The 21,318-nt window shown below is 63.6% G+C and carries 22 protein-coding genes; 14 read left to right on the top strand and 8 right to left on the bottom strand.

Features of this window, described 5'->3' with window-relative positions:
* Positions 1-102: 102 nt before the first annotated feature.
* Both pncB and gcvA read right to left on the bottom strand, forming a co-directional pair.
* The gene (gene pncB, locus EOB59_RS23475) at positions 103-1,407 is read right to left on the bottom strand and encodes a nicotinate phosphoribosyltransferase (protein ID WP_128289349.1); all 1,305 of its coding nucleotides are present in this window, start codon (positions 1,405-1,407) and stop codon (positions 103-105) included.
* A gap of 136 nt (positions 1,408-1,543) precedes the next feature.
* The gene (gcvA, locus tag EOB59_RS23480; protein ID WP_127320420.1) at positions 1,544-2,518 is read right to left on the bottom strand and encodes a transcriptional regulator GcvA; all 975 of its coding nucleotides are present in this window, start codon (positions 2,516-2,518) and stop codon (positions 1,544-1,546) included.
* Positions 2,519-2,725: 207 nt separating this feature from the next.
* On the opposite strand from gcvA, the gene speB reads away from it, so the two are divergent.
* From speB to EOB59_RS23500, 4 genes are all read left to right on the top strand, one after another.
* Positions 2,726-3,787 (top strand): agmatinase, encoded by a 1,062-nt coding sequence (speB, locus tag EOB59_RS23485; protein WP_127269240.1) that lies wholly within the window; start codon positions 2,726-2,728, stop codon positions 3,785-3,787.
* Between the two features lie 85 nt (positions 3,788-3,872).
* Complete coding sequence (locus EOB59_RS23490) at positions 3,873-4,679, top strand: transporter substrate-binding domain-containing protein (protein ID WP_128289350.1); 807 nt, start codon at positions 3,873-3,875, stop codon at positions 4,677-4,679.
* A gap of 6 nt (positions 4,680-4,685) precedes the next feature.
* The gene (locus tag EOB59_RS23495; protein WP_128289351.1) at positions 4,686-5,342 is read left to right on the top strand and encodes an amino acid ABC transporter permease; all 657 of its coding nucleotides are present in this window, start codon (positions 4,686-4,688) and stop codon (positions 5,340-5,342) included.
* Positions 5,339-5,986, top strand: a complete 648-nt coding sequence (locus EOB59_RS23500) for an amino acid ABC transporter permease (protein WP_127808344.1) — start codon at positions 5,339-5,341, stop codon at positions 5,984-5,986. Before EOB59_RS23495 ends, EOB59_RS23500 begins: the two co-directional genes overlap by 4 nt.
* A gap of 22 nt (positions 5,987-6,008) precedes the next feature.
* Here the strand turns inward: EOB59_RS23500 and EOB59_RS23505 are convergent, their stop codons facing one another.
* From EOB59_RS23505 to EOB59_RS23515, 3 genes are all read right to left on the bottom strand, one after another.
* Positions 6,009-6,821 (bottom strand): oxidoreductase, encoded by an 813-nt coding sequence (locus EOB59_RS23505; RefSeq protein WP_127808343.1) that lies wholly within the window; start codon positions 6,819-6,821, stop codon positions 6,009-6,011.
* A 92-nt stretch (positions 6,822-6,913) separates the two neighbouring features.
* A complete protein-coding gene (fabF, locus tag EOB59_RS23510) occupies positions 6,914-8,179 on the bottom strand; it encodes a beta-ketoacyl-ACP synthase II (protein WP_127808342.1) in 1,266 nt (421 codons plus the stop codon).
* Between the two features lie 44 nt (positions 8,180-8,223).
* Positions 8,224-8,802, bottom strand: coding sequence for a TetR/AcrR family transcriptional regulator (locus EOB59_RS23515; protein ID WP_127808341.1), 579 nt, complete (start codon positions 8,800-8,802; stop codon positions 8,224-8,226).
* A gap of 80 nt (positions 8,803-8,882) precedes the next feature.
* On the opposite strand from EOB59_RS23515, the gene EOB59_RS23520 reads away from it, so the two are divergent.
* The 10 genes from EOB59_RS23520 to EOB59_RS23565 all read left to right on the top strand — a co-directional run bounded on the left by EOB59_RS23520 (position 8,883) and on the right by EOB59_RS23565 (position 17,381).
* Complete coding sequence (locus EOB59_RS23520) at positions 8,883-9,242, top strand: hypothetical protein (RefSeq protein WP_127808340.1); 360 nt, start codon at positions 8,883-8,885, stop codon at positions 9,240-9,242.
* Between the two features lie 87 nt (positions 9,243-9,329).
* Positions 9,330-9,788, top strand: a complete 459-nt coding sequence (locus EOB59_RS23525) for a nuclear transport factor 2 family protein (protein ID WP_128289352.1) — start codon at positions 9,330-9,332, stop codon at positions 9,786-9,788.
* A 304-nt stretch (positions 9,789-10,092) separates the two neighbouring features.
* On the top strand, positions 10,093-10,872 hold the full coding sequence (locus EOB59_RS23530) for an ABC transporter ATP-binding protein (protein WP_164895732.1): 780 nt from the start codon (positions 10,093-10,095) through the stop codon (positions 10,870-10,872).
* Positions 10,859-11,590: an ABC transporter ATP-binding protein gene (locus EOB59_RS23535; RefSeq protein WP_127808339.1), complete on the top strand. Its 732-nt coding sequence runs from the start codon at positions 10,859-10,861 to the stop codon at positions 11,588-11,590. The genes EOB59_RS23530 and EOB59_RS23535 overlap by 14 nt, the downstream gene beginning before the upstream one ends.
* Positions 11,587-12,489: a branched-chain amino acid ABC transporter permease gene (locus EOB59_RS23540; protein ID WP_128289353.1), complete on the top strand. Its 903-nt coding sequence runs from the start codon at positions 11,587-11,589 to the stop codon at positions 12,487-12,489. Before EOB59_RS23535 ends, EOB59_RS23540 begins: the two co-directional genes overlap by 4 nt.
* Positions 12,486-13,535 carry a branched-chain amino acid ABC transporter permease gene (locus EOB59_RS23545; RefSeq protein ID WP_127808337.1) on the top strand — a complete coding sequence of 350 codons (1,050 nt, stop codon included), beginning with the start codon at positions 12,486-12,488 and terminating at the stop codon, positions 13,533-13,535. The genes EOB59_RS23540 and EOB59_RS23545 overlap by 4 nt, the downstream gene beginning before the upstream one ends.
* On the top strand, positions 13,532-14,710 hold the full coding sequence (locus tag EOB59_RS23550) for an ABC transporter substrate-binding protein (RefSeq protein ID WP_128289354.1): 1,179 nt from the start codon (positions 13,532-13,534) through the stop codon (positions 14,708-14,710). Before EOB59_RS23545 ends, EOB59_RS23550 begins: the two co-directional genes overlap by 4 nt.
* Positions 14,707-15,471, top strand: a complete 765-nt coding sequence (locus EOB59_RS23555) for a cyclase family protein (RefSeq protein ID WP_245486722.1) — start codon at positions 14,707-14,709, stop codon at positions 15,469-15,471. Before EOB59_RS23550 ends, EOB59_RS23555 begins: the two co-directional genes overlap by 4 nt.
* Before the next feature lie 70 nt (positions 15,472-15,541).
* Positions 15,542-16,798, top strand: coding sequence for a cysteine desulfurase-like protein (locus EOB59_RS23560; RefSeq protein WP_128289356.1), 1,257 nt, complete (start codon positions 15,542-15,544; stop codon positions 16,796-16,798).
* Between the two features lies 1 nt (position 16,799).
* A complete protein-coding gene (locus EOB59_RS23565) occupies positions 16,800-17,381 on the top strand; it encodes a cupin domain-containing protein (RefSeq protein ID WP_027040059.1) in 582 nt (193 codons plus the stop codon).
* 99 nt (positions 17,382-17,480) lie between these two features.
* Here EOB59_RS23565 and EOB59_RS23570 read toward each other — a convergent pair whose 3' ends face one another.
* From EOB59_RS23570 to EOB59_RS23580, 3 genes are all read right to left on the bottom strand, one after another.
* Positions 17,481-18,884, bottom strand: a complete 1,404-nt coding sequence (locus tag EOB59_RS23570; RefSeq protein WP_128289357.1) for an MATE family efflux transporter — start codon at positions 18,882-18,884, stop codon at positions 17,481-17,483.
* A 167-nt stretch (positions 18,885-19,051) separates the two neighbouring features.
* The gene (locus EOB59_RS23575; RefSeq protein ID WP_128289358.1) at positions 19,052-20,638 is read right to left on the bottom strand and encodes an FGGY-family carbohydrate kinase; all 1,587 of its coding nucleotides are present in this window, start codon (positions 20,636-20,638) and stop codon (positions 19,052-19,054) included.
* Entirely contained in the window at positions 20,635-21,318 is a 684-nt protein-coding gene (locus EOB59_RS23580) for an HAD family hydrolase (RefSeq protein ID WP_127396879.1), read from the bottom strand. Before EOB59_RS23580 ends, EOB59_RS23575 begins: the two co-directional genes overlap by 4 nt.

The following is a 21,318-nucleotide window of genomic DNA, read 5'->3' on the forward strand; positions in this document are numbered from 1 at the left end:
CGAAAGCAGAGATGAGGGAGCAATCTCCCCCCTTGAGGGGGAGATGTCCGGCAGGACAGAGGGGGGCGCCAGGGAACTCGTACTATCCAGGAACCCCACCCCTCACACCTTGACCAATTGCTCCACGCGGTCCTTCTCGCCGAAAATTCTGAGATACCGCTCGATCTCTTTCACATCGCCGGTCGCCTTGGCCGGATTGTCGGAAAGCTTGACCGCTGGCCTGCCATTGGCCTCGGTGACCTTGCAGACCAGCGATATGGCGTCGAGGCTGTTGGTTTCCGTCGGCGCGCAGCCTTCGAAATCATTGGTCAGATTGGTGCCCCAGCCGAAGGACATGCGCACCTTGCCCTTGAAGTGGCGATAGGTCTCCTCGATCGTCTCGACCTCGAGCCCGTCGGAGAAGATCAGCAGTTTCTGCCGGGGATCTTTGCCCTTGTCGCGCCACCAGGACAGGATCTTTTCGCCGCCTTCGATCGGCGGAGCGCTGTCGGGGCGAAAGCCCGTCCAGTCGGCCACCCAGTCCGGCGCATCACGCAGGAACGATGCCGTGCCGAAGGCGTCGGGCAGCACGATCAAGAGATTGCCGCCATAGTAACGCTGCCAGTCCTGCAGCACCTTGTAGGGCGACTGCCTCAGCTCTTTTTCCGAGTCGGCGAGGGCGGCGAACACCATCGGCAGCTCATGTGCGTTGGTGCCGAGCGCTTCGAGGTCGTTGTCCATGGCCAGAAGCACGTTGGAGGTGCCGGTGAATGCTTCGCCGATGCCTTCCTTCAGCGCCTCGACGCACCAGCGCTGCCATAGGAAGGAATGGCGCCGGCGCGTGCCGAAGTCCGAGATGCGGATGCCGGGCAGCGCCTTCAGCCGCTCGGTCTTGGCCCACATCTTGGACTTGGCGCGGGCATAGAGCACGTCGAGCGCGAAAGGCCCGAACGCTCGCATCGCCGCACGCGATCGAAGTTCATTGATGATGGCGAGCGCCGGGATTTCCCATAGTGTGGTGTACATCCACGGCCCGCTGAAGGTCAGTTCATACTGCCCGTCGCGCTTCGACAGCTCGTATTCGGGCAGCCGGAATCCTTCCAGCCAGGCGAGGAATTCCGGTTCGAAGATCTGCTTGCGGCCGTAGAAATTGTTACCGCCGAGCCAGATCATCTCCTTCTTGGAGAAGCGCAAGGTGCGGGCATGGTCGAGCTGTTCGCGCAGTTCGCTCTCGTCGATTTCGTCGGCCAACCGCACCGAGGTCGTGCGGTTGATCAGCGAGAAGGTTGCGTCGACCTTGGGATACATGCCCCAGATCATCTGCAGCATCAAAAGCTTGTAGAAATCCGTGTCGAGCAGGCTGCGCACGATCGGGTCGAGCTTCCAGGTGTGGTTGTAGACGCGCCGCGCAATATCGGTCTTAGCCATGTCTCAACACCGCCTTCGCTGCCTGCCATCCACAATCGCGACAGGCCTCATAGCATCGAATCGGCCAGAACGCTGCCCGCTTTCAGGCTGGCCCGACAAAAAGAGCTGCCTGCATGCGGTGGCGCAGAGCTTGGCATCAACTTGCGGATTTTCCGCCCATCACCCTGAGCGCCGGACGCTTGCGGCGGCTGACGATGCGGCCGGCCACAGGGGCGTCGGCGCGGCCGTCATCCCCGGCCTTCTCGGCGAACAGCCAGTCGATGAACACCTGCACGATCGGTGTCGCCCGCATCTCGTTGCGGCAGACGACATAGAAATCGTCGACCGCCGGCACCGACAGACTGAACGGCGCGACCAGCATGCCCCTGGCCAGCAGCGCACTTGCCGTCACGGAGTCGCCCAGCGCCACGCCATGGCCATGCACCGCCGCCTCGGTCGCCATGCGCGCATCGCCGAGGTGATGGCGGCGACCCCGCTCTAGGTCCAGCGCTTCGGCGGCCGCCAGCCAGGTGTGCCATTCGCGGCCGTCATCGCCATGCAGGAAGACATGGTCGGCGAGATCCCTGACGCTGCGGATCGGCCGGTTGTTGATCAGGGTCGGGCTGACCACGGGAAACAGTTCGAGGCCCGACCATTTGCGCATCCAGCAATCGGTCCAGCTGCCGTCGCCATAATGCACGCAGACATCGATGGTGGGCGCCCGCAAATCCTTGGGATCGTTGGAAGGAATAAGCGTCAGCCTTATGTCGGGATATTGCGCCATGAAACTGCCGAGCCGCGGTGTCATCCACAACAACAGAAGCGCCGGCACGCAGGAGACCGAAAGTGTGCCGCTGCTCGCCGGCCTTGTCATGCGCTGGGTGGCGGCGGCGATGCCGTCGAAGGCGGTCGACACCGCCGGCAGAAGCTCCGCGCCATGCGGTGTCAGTTTGACCCGCTGGCCGGCCCGCTCGAACAGCTTGACATTGAGCGACTGCTCGAGCGCCTTGATCTGATGGCTGACGGCGCCATGGGTGACATTCAGCTCAATGGCCGCCTTGGTCAGCGAGCCATGTCGGGCCGTTGCCTCGAAGGCGCGCAGCGGATTAAGCGGTGGCAGGCGCTTGGTCATGGGTATCAACTTTATTGTGAGATTTTCTCACAGAAAACACCCTAACAATATCAATTGATTTTTCAATGCCGCTGCCGGACACTGAACCTGGAACAGCATCAAGACGTGAAATCTGCAGGCAGCCAGCGGGACAGCGGCCCGGCCGGATGACGGTCGGTTCGCAGGGGTCATCCGCGGCGGCACTGCATCAGCCCAGGAGGAGCGGACATGGGTTACGATCGCGGCAAGCTCGACGCGTTGCGTCGCAAATATGGTGAAAGCCATGGCGGCGAGATGTTCGACCCGAAATTCCGCAAGGTCGCCGATAAGATCTTCTCCAAGAGCGGCACGCGGCTGGCGCCCTATTCAGGCATCCCGACCTTCCTCGCCGCGCCCTACCGCGAAATATCGGCCGACAATCCGGATTTCGGCGATTTGCAGGTGGCGATGATCGGCGTGCCGATGGACCTCGGCGTCACCAACAGGCCAGGCTCGCGCTTCGGGCCGCGAGCGCTGCGTGCCATCGAGCGCATCGGCCCCTACAATCACGTTCTGGAATGCGCGCCCACACATGAGCTCCGGGTCGCCGATATCGGCGACACGCCGTTCCGCAGCCGCTACCGGCTTGAGACAAGCCATGAGGATATCGAGCGCCGCACCAACCAGATCGTCGATGCCGGCGTCATCCCGCTTTCGATCGGCGGCGACCATTCGATCAGCCACCCGATCCTGAAGGCCGTCGGCAAGAAAGCTCCGGTCGGGTTGATCCATATCGACGCCCACTGCGACACCAGTGGCCTGTTCGACATGACCAAGTTCCACCATGGCGGCCCGTTCCGCAACGCGGTGCTTGACGGCGTGCTCGACCCGACGCGCACCATCCAGATCGGCATCCGCGGCTCGGCCGAATATCTGTGGGAGTTCACCTACGAGTCCGGCATGACCGTAGTGCATGCCGAGGAGGTGACCGGTCTCGGCATTCCGGCCATCATCGAGAAGGCGCGCAGAATAGTCGGCGACGGCCCGACCTATGTCTCCTTCGATATCGACAGCGTCGATCCGGCCTTCGCGCCGGGCACCGGCACGCCGGAAGTCGGCGGGCTGACGACACGCGAAGTGCTCGAACTGCTGCGCGGCCTCAAGGGCCTCAACATCGTCGGCGGCGACGTCGTCGAGGTGGCGCCGCAATACGACGCCACCACCAACACGGCGCACGCCGCCGCACAGGTGCTGTTCGAGATATTGAGCCTGATGGTGTTCAGCCCGGCTGTCACCGGCAAGGGATCCTGACCTCTACCAATCCGAACGAAGGCGGCCGCCGCGCTGGAGCCGGCGGCCGTATCCAACAAACAAGCGTCCAGACAGGGGAATAACAATGACAATCCGCAAGACATTTGCCTCGATCGCCGCCGTGCTGATGCTTGGCACAGCCGGTTTCGGCCTCTCAATTCAGGCCGCTAGCGCCGATGCGCTGGCGGACATCACCAAGGCCGGCACCATCAATGTCGGCGTCTTCGCCGATTTCCCGCCCTTCTCCTCGGCCAGCGCCGATATGAGCCTCAAGGGCTATGACATGGATGTCGCGCAATACATTGCCGATACGCTCAAGGTGAAGCTCAACCCCATCGCCGTCACCGGCCAGAACCGCATCCCGTATCTGAACGACAAGCGCGTCGACATCCTGATGAGCGTCGGCTACTCGAAGGAACGCGAACAGGTCATCGACTTCGCCGCCGCCTATGCGCCCTACTACATCGCCGTGATCGGTCCGGCGGCTCTGACGGTCAAGGGCAAGGAAGACCTCGCCGACAAGTCGATCGCCGTCAATCGTGGCACGCTGGAAGACACCTCGCTCACCGAGGCAGCACCGGCGTCGGCCGACATCAAGCGCTTCGACAACTACAATTCGGTGATCCAGGCCTTCATCTCCGGCCAGACGCAGCTGATGGTCGTCGGCAACGATGTCGGCGCGCAGGTGCTGGCCAAGCAGGACGCACTGAAGCCGGAGCAGAAGTTCCAGCTTCTGACCTCGCCTTCGCATATCGGCCTCAACAAGAATGAGGACGGCCTGAAGAAGGCGGTCAACGATGCCATCGCCAAGATGCTGGCCGACGGCAAGCTGGATGAAAGCTCGAAAACCTGGCTGAAGACGCCGCTCAATCCCGAAAACCTCAAGGATTGAGTTTCCGTGGCCTTTGCCTGGCTTCCAGGTGCTGTCGGCGACATCGCGCACGGTGCGGCCACGACGATCCTGCTGATCGCCGTGACCACGCTGGCCGGAACGCTGCTCAGCATCCTGGGTGCCGCGGGGCGACGAAACGGCCCGGTTCTGCTCAAGCGGGCGATCGCCTGTTACGTCGAGGTGATGCGCAACACGCCGTTCCTGGTGCAGCTGTTCTTCATCTTCTTCGGCCTGCCCAGCCTGGGCATCCGGCTCGATCCGATCTTGGCCGCCATGCTGGCGATGACGCTCAACATGGCGGCCTACACGATCGAGATCGTCGGCGCCGGGCTTGACGCCGTGCCCGGCGGACAGACGGAAGCAGCGCTCGCACTTGGGCTGCGGCCACGCCAGGTGTTCGTCAAGATCGTGCTGCCGCAGGCACTCAAGATTATCTATCCCGCGCTCACCAGCCAGATCGTCATCATGATGCTGGAGTCGGCCGTGGTGTCGCAGATCGCCGTGCGTGAACTGACCTACGAGGCCGATATGCTGCAGGCGCGCACCTTCCGCTCTTTCGAGACCTATTTCGTCGTGACGCTGGTCTATCTCGCTCTGTCGATGGCCTTGCGCCGGCTGCTGGTGTCAGGCGGGCGCCGTGCGCTCGGAGCCGGTGTATCATGATCGAGTTCACCTCCTGGGACATCGTGCGCAACCTGCTGCTCGCCGCCCGCTGGACGGTGCTGCTATCGCTGGCCGCCTTCATCGGCGGCGGCATCGTCGGCCTGATCGTGCTGTTCTTCAGGATCGCCAAGAACAAGTGGAGCAGGCGCATAGCCTCCGGCTACATCGCCCTGTTCCAGGGAACGCCGCTCTTGATGCAGCTGTTCCTGATGTTCTTCGGGCTGCCGATGCTCGGCCTGCGCATCGAACCCTGGACGGCGGCGGCGCTCGGCCTCACCTTCTTCGCCAGCGCCTATCTCGCCGAAATCTGGCGCTCCGGCGTCGTGGCGCTACCCCTGGGGCAATGGGACGCCGGCGCAAGCCTTGGCCTGCACTATCTGCAGGAGCTGAGGCTGATCATCCTGCCGCAGGCCTTTTCGATCACCCGCGCACCCACCGTCGGCTTCCTGGTTCAGCTGATCAAATCGACCGCGCTCACTTCGATCATCGGCTTCGAGGAGCTGGTGCGGACCTCCAACGCCATCAACAATGCGACTTTCGAACCGTTCAAGGTCTACGGGCTGGTGGCTCTGATCTTCTTCGTCATGTGCTTTCCGCTGACGCAATACGCCCGCAGGCTCGAGAAACAGGCGGCTGCTCGCTGACGCGCCAAGGCAGCGCTTGATTTCAGGCCGGCAGCCCAAGCTGCTTGCGCAGGCTCTTGTCGAATGCGGACGCGGGGACGAAACGGCGCAGGAAACTGACCTGGCGCGCCATCTTTCCCGCCGCATAGCGCGTCTTCGGCGCGGGATCGGTCGCCGCGGCCAAAACGGTGTTGGCGACCACTTCGGGCGCATCGCCTTTTTCCATCGATTTCCGCACTGATGCAGTCATCCCGGCACGCGCGGAGTCGTAGATTTCGAGCGACCGGTCGGGGGCGGCAAGATTGTCCTCGAATGCCGTGCGGGTATAGGCGGGCTCCACCAGCGAAACGCGGATGCCGAACGGGCGCAATTCGTGATCGAGCGACTCCGAATAACCCTCGATGGCATGTTTGGTCGCCGAGTAGAGTGCGAAATAGGGAGCGGGGATGAACCCCTGCACCGAACTCAAATTCATGATTCTGCCCTTCCCTTGGCGTCGCATTGCCGGCAGAACCGCGTTGGTCACACGCAAGACGCCGAAGACGTTCACGTCGAACAGCGCCTTAGCCTGAACGGTCGAAGACTCCTCCGCGCCGCCAAACAGGCCCATGCCGGCATTGTTGACAAGCAGGTCGATGCGTCCGGCCTTGGCCAGAACGTCATCGACCACTGTCGCAACGGACGCGTCGTCGGTCACGTCGCAGGTCAGCATGGTAACGCCGGCGGATGGCCGGGAGGCCACGCGACGGCTGGTTCCGAAGACGCGAAAGCCGGCGCCTAGCAAGGCATCGGCGGTAGCGCGCCCGATGCCGGAAGATGCCCCTGTGACCAGGGCGACGCCAGGAGTCTTGTTCATGGGATCATATCCTTCTTTGCGTTGGATCGGATTGGGAAAAGCATGAGAGGCCGGGGCAAAGGGCGTTGGTCATGACTGCGTCTGGCAACCGGTTAGTTCCAGCGTCTGAACAGGGCGCTGGCATTCACGCCGCCAAAGCCGAAGCCATTGGCGATCGCGTACTCCATCTCCATGGGCCGGGGCGCGTTTGCGACGAAGTCGATTCCGTCGCCGGCTGGATCGGCCTCGCCCAGGTTGAGGGTTGGCGGGGCGACCTGATCCCTGAGCGCCAGGATTGCGAAGATGGCACCAAGCCCGCCGGCCGCTCCGAGCAGATGTCCGGTCGCCGATTTCGTGGCACTGACAGCTATCGCGAAATCGCGCCCGAACACGCTCTTGATCGCTTCGATCTCACCCAGGTCGCCGACTGACGTGGATGTCGCATGCGCATTGAGATGACGAACCTCGCGTGGCGAAATCCCTGCCTGGGCAATCGCGATCTGCATGGCCCGGCGCGCGCCGTCGCCGTCCTCTGGTCCGGAGGTGACGTGGTGGGCATCCGCGGTCGTGCCGTAGCCGACGAGCTCAGCCAACGGCTTTGCGCCGCGCGCCAACGCGTGGTCCAATGCCTCGATGACCAGCACGCCGGCTCCTTCGCCCATGACGAAGCCGTCCCGCGATATGTCGAAAGGGCGCGAGGCTTGAGCCGGCGCCCAATTGAAGCCGGTTGAAAGAGAACGCGCCGCGGCGAAACCGCCGAGGCTGACGGTGTTGATACACGCTTCCGTTCCGCCGCATACGGCGATGTCGGCTTCGTTGGCGCGGATCAGGCGGGCGGCGTCGCCGATCGCTTGGATGCCCGCCGCGCATGCCGTCACCGGTGCGCCGAGTGGACCTTTGAAACCATGACGGATCGAGATGTGGCCCGCCGCGAGGTTTACAAGGAAGGACGGCACCGTAAAGGGAGACAGGCGGCGGGCGCCACGCAGGTCCACCGTGCGCACCGCCTCGGTGATGGCGGGGAACCCGCCGACCCCTGAAGCGATGATCGTGGCCGTGCGCAGGCGATCGATTTCCAGGGCAGGCTTCCATTGCGCCTGCGCCAGCGCCTCTTCCGCCGCGGCCAGCGCGAAGAGAATGAACCGGTCCACCTTGCGTTGATCCTTCGCCGACAGGACGGCATCGGCATCGAAACCAGCCTCCGGATCTTCGCCCAGGGAGGGAACCACGCCGCCAATCTTAACCGGCAGCTCTCCCACCACATCGTCCGGAAGCCTGCGAACGCCCGACCGGCCGGCAAGCAGGCGTGACCAGGACGCTTCGACATTGGCGGCAAGAGGCGTGACGGCTCCCATGCCCGTGACGACAATCCGTTGCATCTGCTCTCCTGTCCTTGGTGTGCCGGCGGCACTGCTCGCGCCGTTCAAGGGGCGACTGCTTCGCGAACCTGATCGGCCGCCGCATCCAGAAAAGCCCGCGCGAGGTCGGGGTCGTTGACGACCCGCGAGAGCACCACCGCGCCGACCATCGTCGAGAGAACGGCCATTGCCTTGTTGCCGGTCTTTTCGCTGTCGCCCTCGCCAACCCAACCGCCAAGCATCTCAAGGTACGCCTTGATGCCGGCTTCGAATGACGCCTTCACCTCGGCACCCTGCCTGGCTGCATCCGAACCGAGCGCAACGACCGGGCAGCCGTCCATCTTTTCCCCGCGATGATCCATGCTGAGGTAGAATGAGATCACCCCGTCGAGCGGGCTCCCAGGATGTGCGGCGGTCGCGGCCGACCATTTGTGGGTGGCGCTTTCCATCGCCCGCCTGGACGCCAGCGCCGCCAGATCGTCCTTCGACTCGAATTGCTTGTAAAAGGCGCCCTGGGTCAGCCCGGCACCCTTCATCAGGTCCTTGAGGCCGATGCCGTCAAAGCCGCGCTCCCGGAAAAGCCGGCTTGCCACATTGATCACGGTCTCGCGGTTTTCCGCGGCCTGAGTGCGACTCACACGCATCGTCATCTCCTTTTTTAGATTGTATTCGTAATCTATACCCTATATAGAGGGTGAACGCAATCTAAAAAAGGACAAATGAGATGATCCGCAAAACCCTGAGCGCCTCGCTGCTGGCCGCGCTGTTTCTTGCAACCCCGGCTCTTGCCGAGGAAGCCACCATCGGACGCCCGATCGAAGGCGGCAGCCTGCACCAGGGACACCTGGACATGGTGGCCTACTACGTTCCGCGCGGCGACCTGCTTGAGGTCACCGCCAATTTCGCACCGAAGGCCGGGGGTGATCCGCTGCGGGTTGTCATGGGCCTCGCCAACAGTGACTCGGTGGCGTTCTCCATACCGGGCTACCCGGGCTCGCTCTACGCGTTCTCGAGGTCCGGCAAGGAGGTGACGGTCTCGACCGAGACTGACACATCCCTGCGAGCCGACGCGACAATGCCCTGACATGACGCGCAGGCCGCGGCCGCACGATGCTGGCCGGGGCTCTCGCGTCGGAAGGGCGAGCCACCAACAAGTCTGGAGAGAGGTCACATGCTTTACAGCTATTTTGTCGAGAAATCGATCCGGCAGAGCTTCGACGACGTCAACAACCATCGCTGGGACGCGGCGGTGAAGGCCATCGCGCCGCATGTCCATCACCGGGTTGGTGGCGCCCACGCGCTTGGTGGGGAGCGCCACGACAAGCAAGCCCTGCGCCGCTGGTTCGAGCGCCTCGGCCGTGTTCTGCCCACTCTCCATCTCACGGTCAACCACGTCTGGGTGAAGGGTTGGCCGTGGCATACCACCGTGTTTGCCCAGTGGGATGGCACCGCAACCCTGCTCAACGGCGATACATCCTACATCAACCGTGGTCTCCACGTGTTCACGCTGCGGTGGGGCAGGGTCTATGCCCTCGAGGAATTTTACGATTCACAGGCGGCGGCGCGCGGCCTCGCCGCCCAAGCCGCGGCCGGCCTCGAAGAAGCTGTCGCCGAACAGATAACAAGCTGAAGCGCGGTTCGAGGACGGCCAAGGTTTACGGGCCGGTCGCGCTGATCTTCTTCGTCACGTGCCTTCGCCCGCGCAATATGGGTGGAGGCTCGAGAAGCGAGCGCCGGCGCGCTGGACTGCAAGCCAGGAAACCCAGTTCGGTAGCGTAGCGCTGCATCGCTGCCGGTGCTGTCGCGGTCGAGCCGAGGCAGGCATATAGCTTTCCTGTTAGGAATAGGCCTTGACATCTTGCCGTTCGAATTGTCCATTTGATGCTTGACCGGGCCGAACGGGGCGGCGAGGGCGGACAGGGGCAAACCGGCGCGTGGATAGACAGTCAAGTCGAGTGCTGTTGAGGACGGTTGGGCTGACAAAAGCCTTTCGAGGGCTGGTTGCCCTGCGGGATCATTCCATCGAGCTCCACGAAGGTGAAATCGTTGGGGTAATCGGGCCGAATGGCTCGGGCAAGAGCACGCTTTTCAACCTGATCACCGGCTTCTCCCAGCCGAATTCCGGCAGCATCGAGATGGAGGGCCGTTCGCTCGTCGGCCTGCGCACATCGCAGATCGTCGCAATGGGCATCGCCCGTACCTTCCAGGGCTCTCGTCTGTTCGGCAGCCTCAGCGTCGCACAGAACGTGCTGACGGCGGCGCAGTTGCGCCATCCTGTAGGCGCCGCCGATACCGTGCTGCGCGGTCGGCGCTATCGCGAGCGGGTGGCCGCGACGCGGCAGAAGGCCGACGAACTCCTCGACCTCATGGGCCTGACGGATCAGGCCGGCAGGGTCGCCGCGGATCTTCCCTATGGCGATCAGCGGCGGCTGGAGATTGCGCGTGCGTTGGCGACCGGTCCGCAGCTGCTGCTGCTCGATGAGCCCGCAGCCGGGCTTGATTCCAAAGAGACCAAGGTGTTGGCAGCGCTGATTCGGACGATCCGTGACCGCTATGGCGTAACGGTGGTCGTTGTCGAGCACGACATGGACCTGATCATGGCGCTGTGCGAACGCATCCAGGTGCTGGCGACTGGCGAGGTGATCTGCGTCGGAACACCGGAGCAGGTACGCGAACACCCGAAAGTGCGGGAGGCGTATCTTGGCCACGCCTAAGCCCGTTCTGCTCAGCGTCGAGAACCTGGAGGTCAATTTCGGCGCGGTGCGTGCGCTGAAGGGCATTTCGCTCGACGTCCATGCCGGCGAGGTGGTGGCGCTGGTGGGGGCCAACGGCGCCGGCAAGAGCACGACCTTGCGCACCATTTCCGGCCTGTCGCGGCCGCGCGGCGGCAAGATCATCTTCGATGGCAAGCCGATTGGAGGTGTCGCTCCGTCGCGGATCGTAAGTCTGGGCATAGCACAGAGCCCGGAGGGCAGGCGCCTGTTCGGCGGCCTGACGGTGGCCGACAATCTGCGGCTGGGCGCCTGCACCCGCACCGACAAGGAGGCCGTCGTCAGAGACAGCGAGCGCATGTTCATGCTGTTCCCGATTCTCAAGCAGCGGCTGAAGCAGCTGGCCGGCACGCTGTCGGGCGGCGAACAGCAGCAGCTTGCTCTGGCGCGTGCGCTGATGGCGGCGCCGCGCCTGCTGCTGCTCGACGAGCCTTCGCTGGGCGTTGCGCCGCTGCTGGTGCGCCACATCTTCAGCGCGCTTGCCGAACTGAAGCGCCAGGGCATGACGATGCTGCTGGTGGAACAGAACATCACGCTCGCGCTGGACCTCGCCGACCGCGCCTATGTGCTGCGCACGGGTCAGGTGGCGCTGTCGGGCCGGTCCGCGGAACTGCGCGACAGCGAACGCGTGGCGCAGGCATATCTCGGGGCGGCAACATGACCCAGCTGGACTATATCCTGCAGCAGATCGTCAATGCGGTGAGCCTCGGCAGCCTCTACGCACTGGTGGCGGTCGGTCTGTCGATCGTCTTCGGCGTCCTCAAGCTGACCAATTTCGCGCATGGCGACGTGATGATGGTAGGCGCCTTCGGGGTTGCCTTGCTGGCAGGAGTCGGCGTTCCGTTCCCGGTCGCCGTGATCTGCGGCATCGCCGCGGCCGCCGTCGCGGGCTTCCTCATCGAACGCATCGCGTATCGCCCGATCCGCGACGCGCCCGACGTTGCGCGACTGCTGACGAGCCTCGCCGTCACCTACATCATCGAAAACGTCGGCATCCTGGTGTTCACCTCCTCGCCGCGCAATTTTCCACTTCCCGATATTCTCAACACCTCCTGGGAAATGTCGAACGGCGCCATCACCTTCACGAGCATCAATCTGCTGACCATCGCGCTGACCTTCGTGTCGCTGCTGCTCCTCGGCTGGTTCATCACGCGCACCACGACCGGGCTCGGCATGCGCGCCGCGGCCGAGGACATGTCGGCGGCACACCTTGTCGGACTCAACGTCAACCGGCTGATCATCGTCGCCTTCATCGTCGCATCCGCCTATGCCGGCCTCGCCGGCATTTTGTGGGCGGCACAGGCCGGCGTGGTGCAGCCGCAGATGGGCTTCACACCGCTCCTGAAGGCTTTCGTGGCGGCTATCATCGGCGGCTTCGGGTCGATCGCTGGCGCCCTGGTCGGCGGCTACATATTGGGCGCGCTGGAGATCTTCATCGTCGCATTCCTGCCGAGCAGCGTCTCGTCTTATCGCGACGCAATCGTCTTCGCTGTGCTGATCGCCTTTCTCCTGGTGCGCCCGGGCGGGCTGCTCCAGCCAAACCGGGAGATAAAGCTGTGAGCCGGGAAGTGTGGATCACACTCGTCGTCCTGGTCGTCCTTGTGGCGGGGGCAGCTGTCGCATTCGGTGCACCGCACGTGCTGAGCGACTATTTCGTCCGGATTATCCTGCTGATCGCGCTGAATGCAATCCTGGTGCTGGCGCTGTCGCTGAGCAACGGCTTTACGGGCGTGTTTTCGCTCGGTCATGTCGGCTTCATCGGCGCCGGCGCGTATATTTCGGGAATCCTGTCGATTCCGGTGCAGCAGAAGATGGCATTGCTGCCGCATCTGCCGACGTTTCTGCATGCTTTCAGCCTCCCCTTCCTGCCGGCGACGCTGATGGCGGGTCTTCTGACGGCACTGCTTGCCGTGGTCGTCGGTTATCCCTTGATGCGCCTGTCGGGCTATTTCGTTTCGGTGGCGACGATGGGATTCTTGATCATCGTCAACGTAGTGCTGATCAATGCATCGGATTTCACCCGAGGCGCCCGCACTTTTACCGGCGTGCCGCTGGAGACGACGTTGCCCTGGGTGATGGGTTGGCTCGCCATCACGGTGTTCGTGCTGGCGCGCCTGGTCTATTCGCCTTTCGGGCGCGCCATGAAGGCGGTGCGTGACGACACAATCGCGGCCAGCGCTGTCGGGATCGGCGTGTTGCGGACCAGACTGATCGCCTTTGTCATCGGGGCGTTCTTTTCAGGCGTCGGCGGGTCGCTCTACGCACATTATCTCGGCTCGTTTTCGCCGAACACCTTCTACTTCGCGCTGACGATGAGCCTGATCACAATGCTGGTGCTGGGCGGCATGGGCTCCCTGACCGGCGCGGTCGTCGGCGTCATCTGCGTTTCGCTGTTGTCGGAGGTCCTGCGCTCGGTCGAACGCGGCTTCACGATCGGCGATTTCGCGGTGCCGGCCCTGTTTGGCGCCAGCCAGATCGTGCTCGGCTTCATCTTCATTCTAGTCATGATCTTCCGGCCGAAGGGGATCATGGGGGACCGGGAACTTACGTTCGGATTAACCCAAAGATCGGCAACGGTGAACCAGACAGAGGAACGAAAACCATGATCAAACTCACTCGACGCGGCACCATCGGCCTGGGACTGGGCGCATTCTTCGCGCTTGCCTCGGCCAGCACGGCACTTGCTGCCGACACGATCAAGATCGGCTATCCGGCAAACCTGACCGGCATTCAGGCCTCGCTCGACGGCCCGATGCTGAATGGCGCCAAGCTGGCAGCGAGCGAAATCAACGCCGCCGGCGGCGTGCTCGGCCAGCAGATAAAACTGGTGATCTACGACTCCAAGAGCGATTCGACGACGATCTCGACCGTCGCCAGCCAGTTGATCGACAGCGACAAGGTCGTCGGCATCATCGGCTTCGCCGATTCCGACTCGGTGCTGGCCATCGGACCGCAGGTCCAGAAGGCGCATATCCCGTTCATCACGCCCGGCGCGACCTCGCCGAAATTGCCGAGCCAGCTCGGCAACGAGATCTTCCTCGCCGCCTTCGGCGACAACGTTCAGGCTGCGGTTGGCGCGGAATTTGCGCTGAACAAGCTGAACGGCAAGACCGCCTACCTGCTGACCGACATCGGCACCGAATACACAACGCTGCTGTCGGACTACTTCGTCACCGCCTACGAGCATGGCGGGGGCAAGATTTTGGAGCGCGACACCTACAAGATCGGCGACAAGACCTTTACCGCGCAGATCGCCAAACTGAAGGCGCTGTCGCCGCAGCCCGACTTCGTCTATGCCTCGTCGAATGCCGAGGAAATCGGCTTGATCTTGAAGCAGATGCGCCAGGCCGGCATCAACCTGCCGGTGGTCGGCGGCGACGGCTACGACACGCCCTTGCTGATCCAGGTCGGCGGCGACGCGGCCAAGGACACCTACTTCACCACCCACGCCTATATCGGCGAGGGCGCCACCCCGAAGGTGCAGGCCTTCATTGATGCCTACACCAAGTCGGCCGGTAATGCCCCGGAGAACGCGTTCGCTGCGCTCGGCTACGACTCGGTCAAGCTGATGGCCGACGCGATCAAGCGTGCCGGCGCGCCGGATCCGGCCAAGATCCGCGACGCGCTGGCCGCTACGTCCGGGCTCGACGGCGTGACCGGAACGATCACCTACCGCCCGGGCATTTCGGTGCCGGACAAATCGGTCTCGGTCATCGGTGTCAAGGACGGCAAGCTTGTCCTGGCAAGTGAAGCGGCACCGACCTTCGTCGCGGAGCCGTGATCTTGTCCACTCCGGGTTCCCTTTGGGACATCTACAGGTCGCGGCTCTCCGCCGCGACCTTCACCGACCTGACGCATGCGTTTCATCCGGGCCAGCCGCATTTCCCGGCCTTCCCGGACGAGGAGCGCCGTGCGTTGCTCGATTTTTCGAAGGGCGACGCCTTCCAGGTCCACCACTACGCCTTCGTCGGACAGTGGGGCACCCATGTCGATCCGCCGGTGCACTTCATCGACGGCGGCCGCTCGATCGACCAACTCCCGGTGGCGGAGATGCTTCTGCCGTTGGTCATCCTCGACATCAGCGACAGGGTCGCCGCCGATCCCGACGCGACGCCGACGCTCGACGACATTTCCGCCTGGGAGACACGGAACGGCCGTATCCCCGAAAAGTGTTTTGTCGCACTTCGCACCGGGTGGTGGCCGCGCTGGCCAGACCCCGAGAAATTTCAGAACAAGTCGGCCGACGGTATCTCGCATGCGCCGGGCTGGTCGAAGCCGGTGCTGGAGGAACTTTTGGAACGCCGCGGCGTCACTGCGATCGGGCACGAGGGCATGGACACCGATCCCGGCCGCGCCACTTCGGCAGGCGACGGAAGCCTGGAATATTATGTGCTGTCCCGCGACTGCTGGCAGATCGAGCTCTTGGCCAATCTCGACAAGGTGCCTGAAGCCGGCGCGTTGATAATGGCAAGCTGGCCAAAGCCAAAGGCCGGATCTGGCTTCCCGGCTCGCGCTGTCGCCATCCATGAAGCGGCCGGCTGAACGCCTGAAACCGCAGCTGGCGGCGGTCTAGGGACCGTCGCACAACGTTCATCAGACACGGAATTCAGACATGGATATAAACACAGTCCGCGATGCTTTTCCGGCGATGGCGAAAGATGCCGCGCCGACGAAGCGGATTTTCTTTGACAATCCCGCGGGAACCCAGATGGCGAGCCGATCGATCGAGCGTATGACGCGCGCCATGATCGAGACCAACGCCAATCTTGGTGGCTATTTCGAAACCTCACTCGCAGCCCAGGCGATGGTCGACGACGCGCATCAGGCGATGGCCGATTTCTTCAACGCCACGGATCGGCGTGAGGTGGTGTTCGGCCAGAACATGACGACTTTGACTTTCGCCGTCTCGCGCGCCATCGGCCGCGATCTGAACGCCGGCGACGCCATCGTGTTGACGCGCATGGATCATGACGCCAACGTCGCACCCTGGCTGATGCTGGCGGAGGATCGCGGGCTTGAGGTGCGCTGGATCGACCTTGATCCAAAAACGTTCGAACTCGACCTGTCGACGCTGGAGGCGACTATCGACGAGGACGTCAAGCTGGTCGCCGTCGGCTATGCCAGCAACGTTACCGGCACGATTAACGACGTGAAGCGGATCGCGCACTGCGCACGCGCGGTCGGGGCGCTGAGCTATATAGACGCCGTGCAGTTCGCGCCGCATGGGGTGATCGACGTCCAGGAGATTGGCTGTGATTTCCTGGTTTGCTCGGCGTACAAATTTTTCGGGCCGCATCAAGGCGTGTTATGGGGCCGGTTCGATCTGCTGCAGGCGCTGACCGCCTATAAGGTGCGCGCGGCTTCGAACACGCCACCTGGAAAATTCGAGACGGGGACGACAAGCCGCGAGGCGCTTGCTGGGGTGCTTGGCGCCGTCGAGCACTATGCCTGGCTCGGACAGTCCTTCGGCAACGTTCACCCGCAGGCGACGCGGCGGGAGCGCATCGTCGCCGGCATTGAAGTCGCCGACCGTTATGAGCGTGTCCTGACAGCACGGTTGATTGCCGGATTGTCCAGAATTGATGGCGTCTTGATCCAGGGTATATCAGATGTGGCGGCGCTGGCGCGTCGGGTGCCGACCGTGTCGATCACTGTCGACGGGACCGATCCCGCCGACATCGCCAAGGCAATGGCAAAGGAAGGCATCTATCTCTGGCACGGCCACAATTACGGTTTGGAGCCAATTAAGCGGCTGGGGCTTGCGGACCGCAACGGCGTCGTCCGTATCGGGTTGGCCCATTATAACACCGAGGCGGAAGTCGATTTCCTGTTGGCGAAGCTGGCGGACTGGATGAAGACGCGAACCTGACATGCGCGACAAAAACGGAACCCCGAGGATCGGCGTCAAGCTGCGCCATGCCAGACAGGTGCTTGGCCTCAGCCTGGAAGAGCTCGGCGCTCGCATCGGGCTGACAGAGGGTTATCTCTCGAAGATCGAAAACGACCGCGCGACGCCGTCGATGGCGGCTCTGCACCGGCTGGTGCAGGCGCTGGGCATCAACATGAACGCAATGTTCGGCACGCTGCAGCACAATGCCTCGGAAGTGTTCGTTTTGCGGCACAACGAGCGTCCGCACATGGAGACGGGACATCGGCGTTCGGGCAACCATGTCGTGCTCGAGCAATTGGTCCCATCCGGTCCGGAATATCTGCTGCAGATCAATGTCCACGTGATCGAGGCCGGCGGCGGCAGCCCCGAATTGATCAGCCATAAGGGACAGGAATTCGGCTACGTGCTCGAAGGTTCGGTCGAGTTGCTGGTCGAGGCGAACGTGGTGGCGCTAGAGGCAGGCGACGCGTTCTATTTCAACTCCGAACTCGGCCACGGCTACCGCAATATTGGTTCGACCACGGTCCGTATCCTCTGGGTCAACACGCCGCCGACATTCTGACCGCCTCCATCGCGGTGCCGGATTTCGAGGCAGCTCCGAAGGCGTTGTTCAATGAGCCAACGCCCACAGGACACAGCCGCCGGGTCCAATCGTCCTGTTTCAATGCCCAAACGCAAAAGTCGGCGCGATCCGATCCCGCCGCAGCCAGCGCGCCAGAAGCAGCGCGGCCACCACGGCCAGCCCCGTCGACAGGCCGATCCAGATGCCGACGCCATGCAGGCCGAAATGGAAGGCGAGCAGCACGCCGAGCGGCAGGCCGACGCCCCAATAGCCGATCGCGGCATAGATCATCGGCACCTTGGTGTCGTGCAGGCCGCGCAGCATGCCGGCGGCCACCGCCTGGGCGCCGTCGAAGACCTGGAACAGCGCCGCGAAGACGAGGAACGACACGGCAAGTTCGATCACCCTGGCATTGGCCGGATTGCCCAGATCGATGAAGGCGCTGATCAGCGGATGCGGCCACAGGATCATCACCAGCCCCATCAGCGCCATGAACGAGACACCGATGACGAAAGCGGTCCAGCCGGCGCGCGAAACGCCTTCCGGATTACCGGCGCCATGCGCAAGCCCGACGCGCACCGTCACCGCCTGGTTGAGGCCAAGCGGCACCATGAAGGAGATCGAGGCGATCTGGATGGCGATCGCGTGCGCGGCCAGCGAATCCGCGTCGATCAGGCCCATCAGCAGGGCCGCCGCATTGAAGATCGTCACCTCGAAGGCGAGAATGCCGGCGATCGGCAGGCCGAGCCGCAGCAGACCCTTGAAGCGCGGCCAGTCGGACCGCCAGAAGCGCCCGAACAGATGGTAGCGGCGGAACTTCTTCTCCAGCATCACCACGGCAGCCATGCCGATGAACATCAGCGTTGAGGACAGCGAGGTGGCAAGGCCCGACCCGGCAATGCCCATTGCCGGCACGCCGAGATTGCCGAACATGAACACCCAGTTGAAGAAGACGTTGCAGGCGACGGCGACGAAGACGATGACCAGCGCCCAGCCCGGCCGTTCCAGCGCCGAGATGAACGAGCGCAGCACGATATAGCCGTAGAACGGCAGCACCGCCCATTCGAGCCAGCGCAGATAGATGCCGGCCTGACGGGCGAGCGCCGGGTCCTGGCCCATGGCCAATAGAATGCCCTCGCCGTGCCAAAGCACGAGCCAGATCGGGATCGAGATCAGGATCGCCAGCCACAGGCCCTGGCGCACGGTGCGGCGCAGGTCGCGCACCGAATAGCGGCGGCGGCCGAGCTCGGTGGCGATCATCGGCGAGGTCGCCAGCATCAGGCCGAGGCCGAAGATCAGCGGCATGAAATAAAGGTTGGCGCCAAGCGCGCCGCTGGCCAGCGTATCCGGCCCCAGACGACCCATCATCATGACGTCGGTGGCAGTCATTGCGGTCTGGCCGAGATTGGTCAGCACCATCGGCCAGGCAAGCGCCAGCGTCGCCCTGATTTCCTGACGCCAAAGATTTTCCGGCGCGCGAGCGCCGGCTTCGATCGCAGACATTGTTCCGCTCTTTCCAGCTACGGCACGTCGGCCAGAGCCGGAAGCCGCATGTCAAACGGCAAAACCTTCGGTTTCGCGGCGTTTGCGTCAGCTTCTGGACGAAACGCGACATGAAGGCAAGAGAGGAGGGACGGGAACGGATTGAGCCAGCGACCGGCCCCGATGCTCTAGCGGATCGCGTCCAGCATCCGCCGCTGGCGGTGCATCTCGAGGAAAACCTTGTAGTCGCGCTCGAAACGCCCTGATGATTTCGGGTTCGACGGGCGCGTCCGGCCGCCTTGCTGCATGGCAAGACAGGCCGCGTTGAGGTCGGGAAACAGCCCGGCAGCGGTGGCGGCGATCATGCCGGTGCCGAGCAGCACCGCCTCGTCGGCCAGCGGCTCGATCACCGTGCAGCCGGTGGCGTCGGCATAGAGCTCCATCAGCAGCGGGTTCTTGGTATGGCCGCCGGTGACGTGCAGCGTGTCGATCAGATAACCGTTCTCGTTCAGCGCCTCCAGCACGTGGCGCACGCCGAGCGCGATGCCGACGGCGGTGCGCCAGTAGAGCTTGCACAGGCTGTCGAAGGAGGAGTCCAGCGTCAGCCCGCTGACGACGCCGACGGCATGCGGATCGGCGAGCGGTGAGCGGTTGCCGTGAAAGTCGGGCAGCACATGCAGCCTTGCGGCGAGGTTGTCGCCCTCGGTGGCGCGCAGCTCGGCGACACGCCTGGCGATCTTCGCATGCATGGCGGCATCCGGCTCGCCGCCGGCGCCGTGCCAGCGGATGATGTGGTCGAGCAGGGCGCCGGTCGCCGACTGGCCGCCTTCCGACAGCCACAGCCTGGGCAGCGCCGCGCCGTAGTATGGCCCCCAGACGCCGGCGAAAGGCTGCGGATCGGGCGACATCGCCATCACGCAGCTCGATGTGCCGGCGATCAGCGCCAAATGCCGGCCGATGTCCTGTTCGTCGCCGGCAAAGCCGCCGAGCACGCCAAGCGCGCCGGCATAGGCATCGATGACCCCGGCGCCGACCCGGCATTTCTCGCTCAGCCCAAGTTCGGCCGCCGCTTGCGCCGTCAATCGACCGATATCGGCGCCGACCGGGCTGGCTTTTTCCGGCAGGCTGCCGTGCTCGAAAAGATCGTCGAGGCCGACGAGTTCGAAGAAATCGCGCCGCCATCCCGTGTCCTCATGCGCCAGATAGGTCCATTTGGCGGTCAGCGTGCATTGTGAGCGGGCCAGCGAGCCCGTCGCTTGCCAGGTCAGGAAATCGGTGAGATCGAATAAATAGCCGGCTTCATTCCACGTCCGCGGCAAATTGCGCTTCAGCCACATCAGCTTCGGCGTCGCCATTTCCGGTGACATGACGCCGCCGATGTAATTCAGCACGGCGTGGCCGCTTGCCGTGCATTCGTCGGCCTCGGCAATGGCGCGGTGGTCGAGCCAGACGATGGTGTCCCAGCGCTTGTCGCCCGTGGTTGAGACGCTGAGCTGGCCGCCTTGCCGGTCGCGCACCACCAGCGAACAGGTGGCATCGAAGGAGATGCCGACAATGTCCTCAGGCTCGACACCGGCTTTTTCGCGGGCAGCGCGCACGGCGGTGCAGACGGCCGACCAGATATCGCGCGAATCATGCTCGGCGTGATCGGGCTTCGGCTGGTTCATGGCGATCGGCCGCTCGGCGCGGCCGAGCAAGGTGCCTGTGGTGTCGAGAATGCCCGCGCGAGCGCTCCCGGTGCCGACATCGACCGCGCAAACGAACTGTTTCGTCAAGATGCTCTGTCTCTCGCTCCCAGGCCTGCAATCAGATCGGGCAATTGCAGCATGTCAGCGAATATAAAGTCCGGCTCACTCGACGCAAGCCGCGCTTTCAAGGTCGGGTTGCCGGCATGCGAGCCGCCGGTGAAGGCAAACACGCGCATCCCCGCCGCGCGCGCAGCAATGATGCCGGCCGGGCTGTCCTCGACGACGAGACATTTGCGCGGATGGGCCCGCATGCTGGCGGCGGCATGCAGGAACAGATCCGGCGCCGGCTTTCCCTTGGCCACCATGGTGGCACTGAACAGATGCGGTTCCATCAGCCCAAGCAATCCGGTGACGTCGAGCGCGTAGCGGATGCGGTCGAGCGTGCCTGAGGACGCGACACAGAACGGCAGCCCAAGCTTCGGCAGCATCTTCTTGACGCCGGCGATCGGCTTCAGCTCCTCGCGGAATTTGCGCATCAGTTCGACGCGCATCTCGGTCAGGTGCAGGTCTGTGATATCGAGCCCGAAGTCGCGGCCGAGGATCTCGCGCACGCTTTTCATGCTCCTGCCGAGGAAATGCTCGTAGGCGGCATCCTCACTGACGCTGCCGCCGGCGACTTTGACCATGCCGAGCAGCGCCGAGACGGAGAGCGCCTCGCTGTCGACCAGCACGCCATCGCAGTCGAAGATGACCAGTTCAGGCGTCAT

Origin of the sequence: Mesorhizobium sp. M7A.F.Ca.MR.176.00.0.0, assembly GCF_004023165.1 — a bacterium.
Lineage (GTDB): Bacteria > Pseudomonadota > Alphaproteobacteria > Rhizobiales > Rhizobiaceae > Mesorhizobium.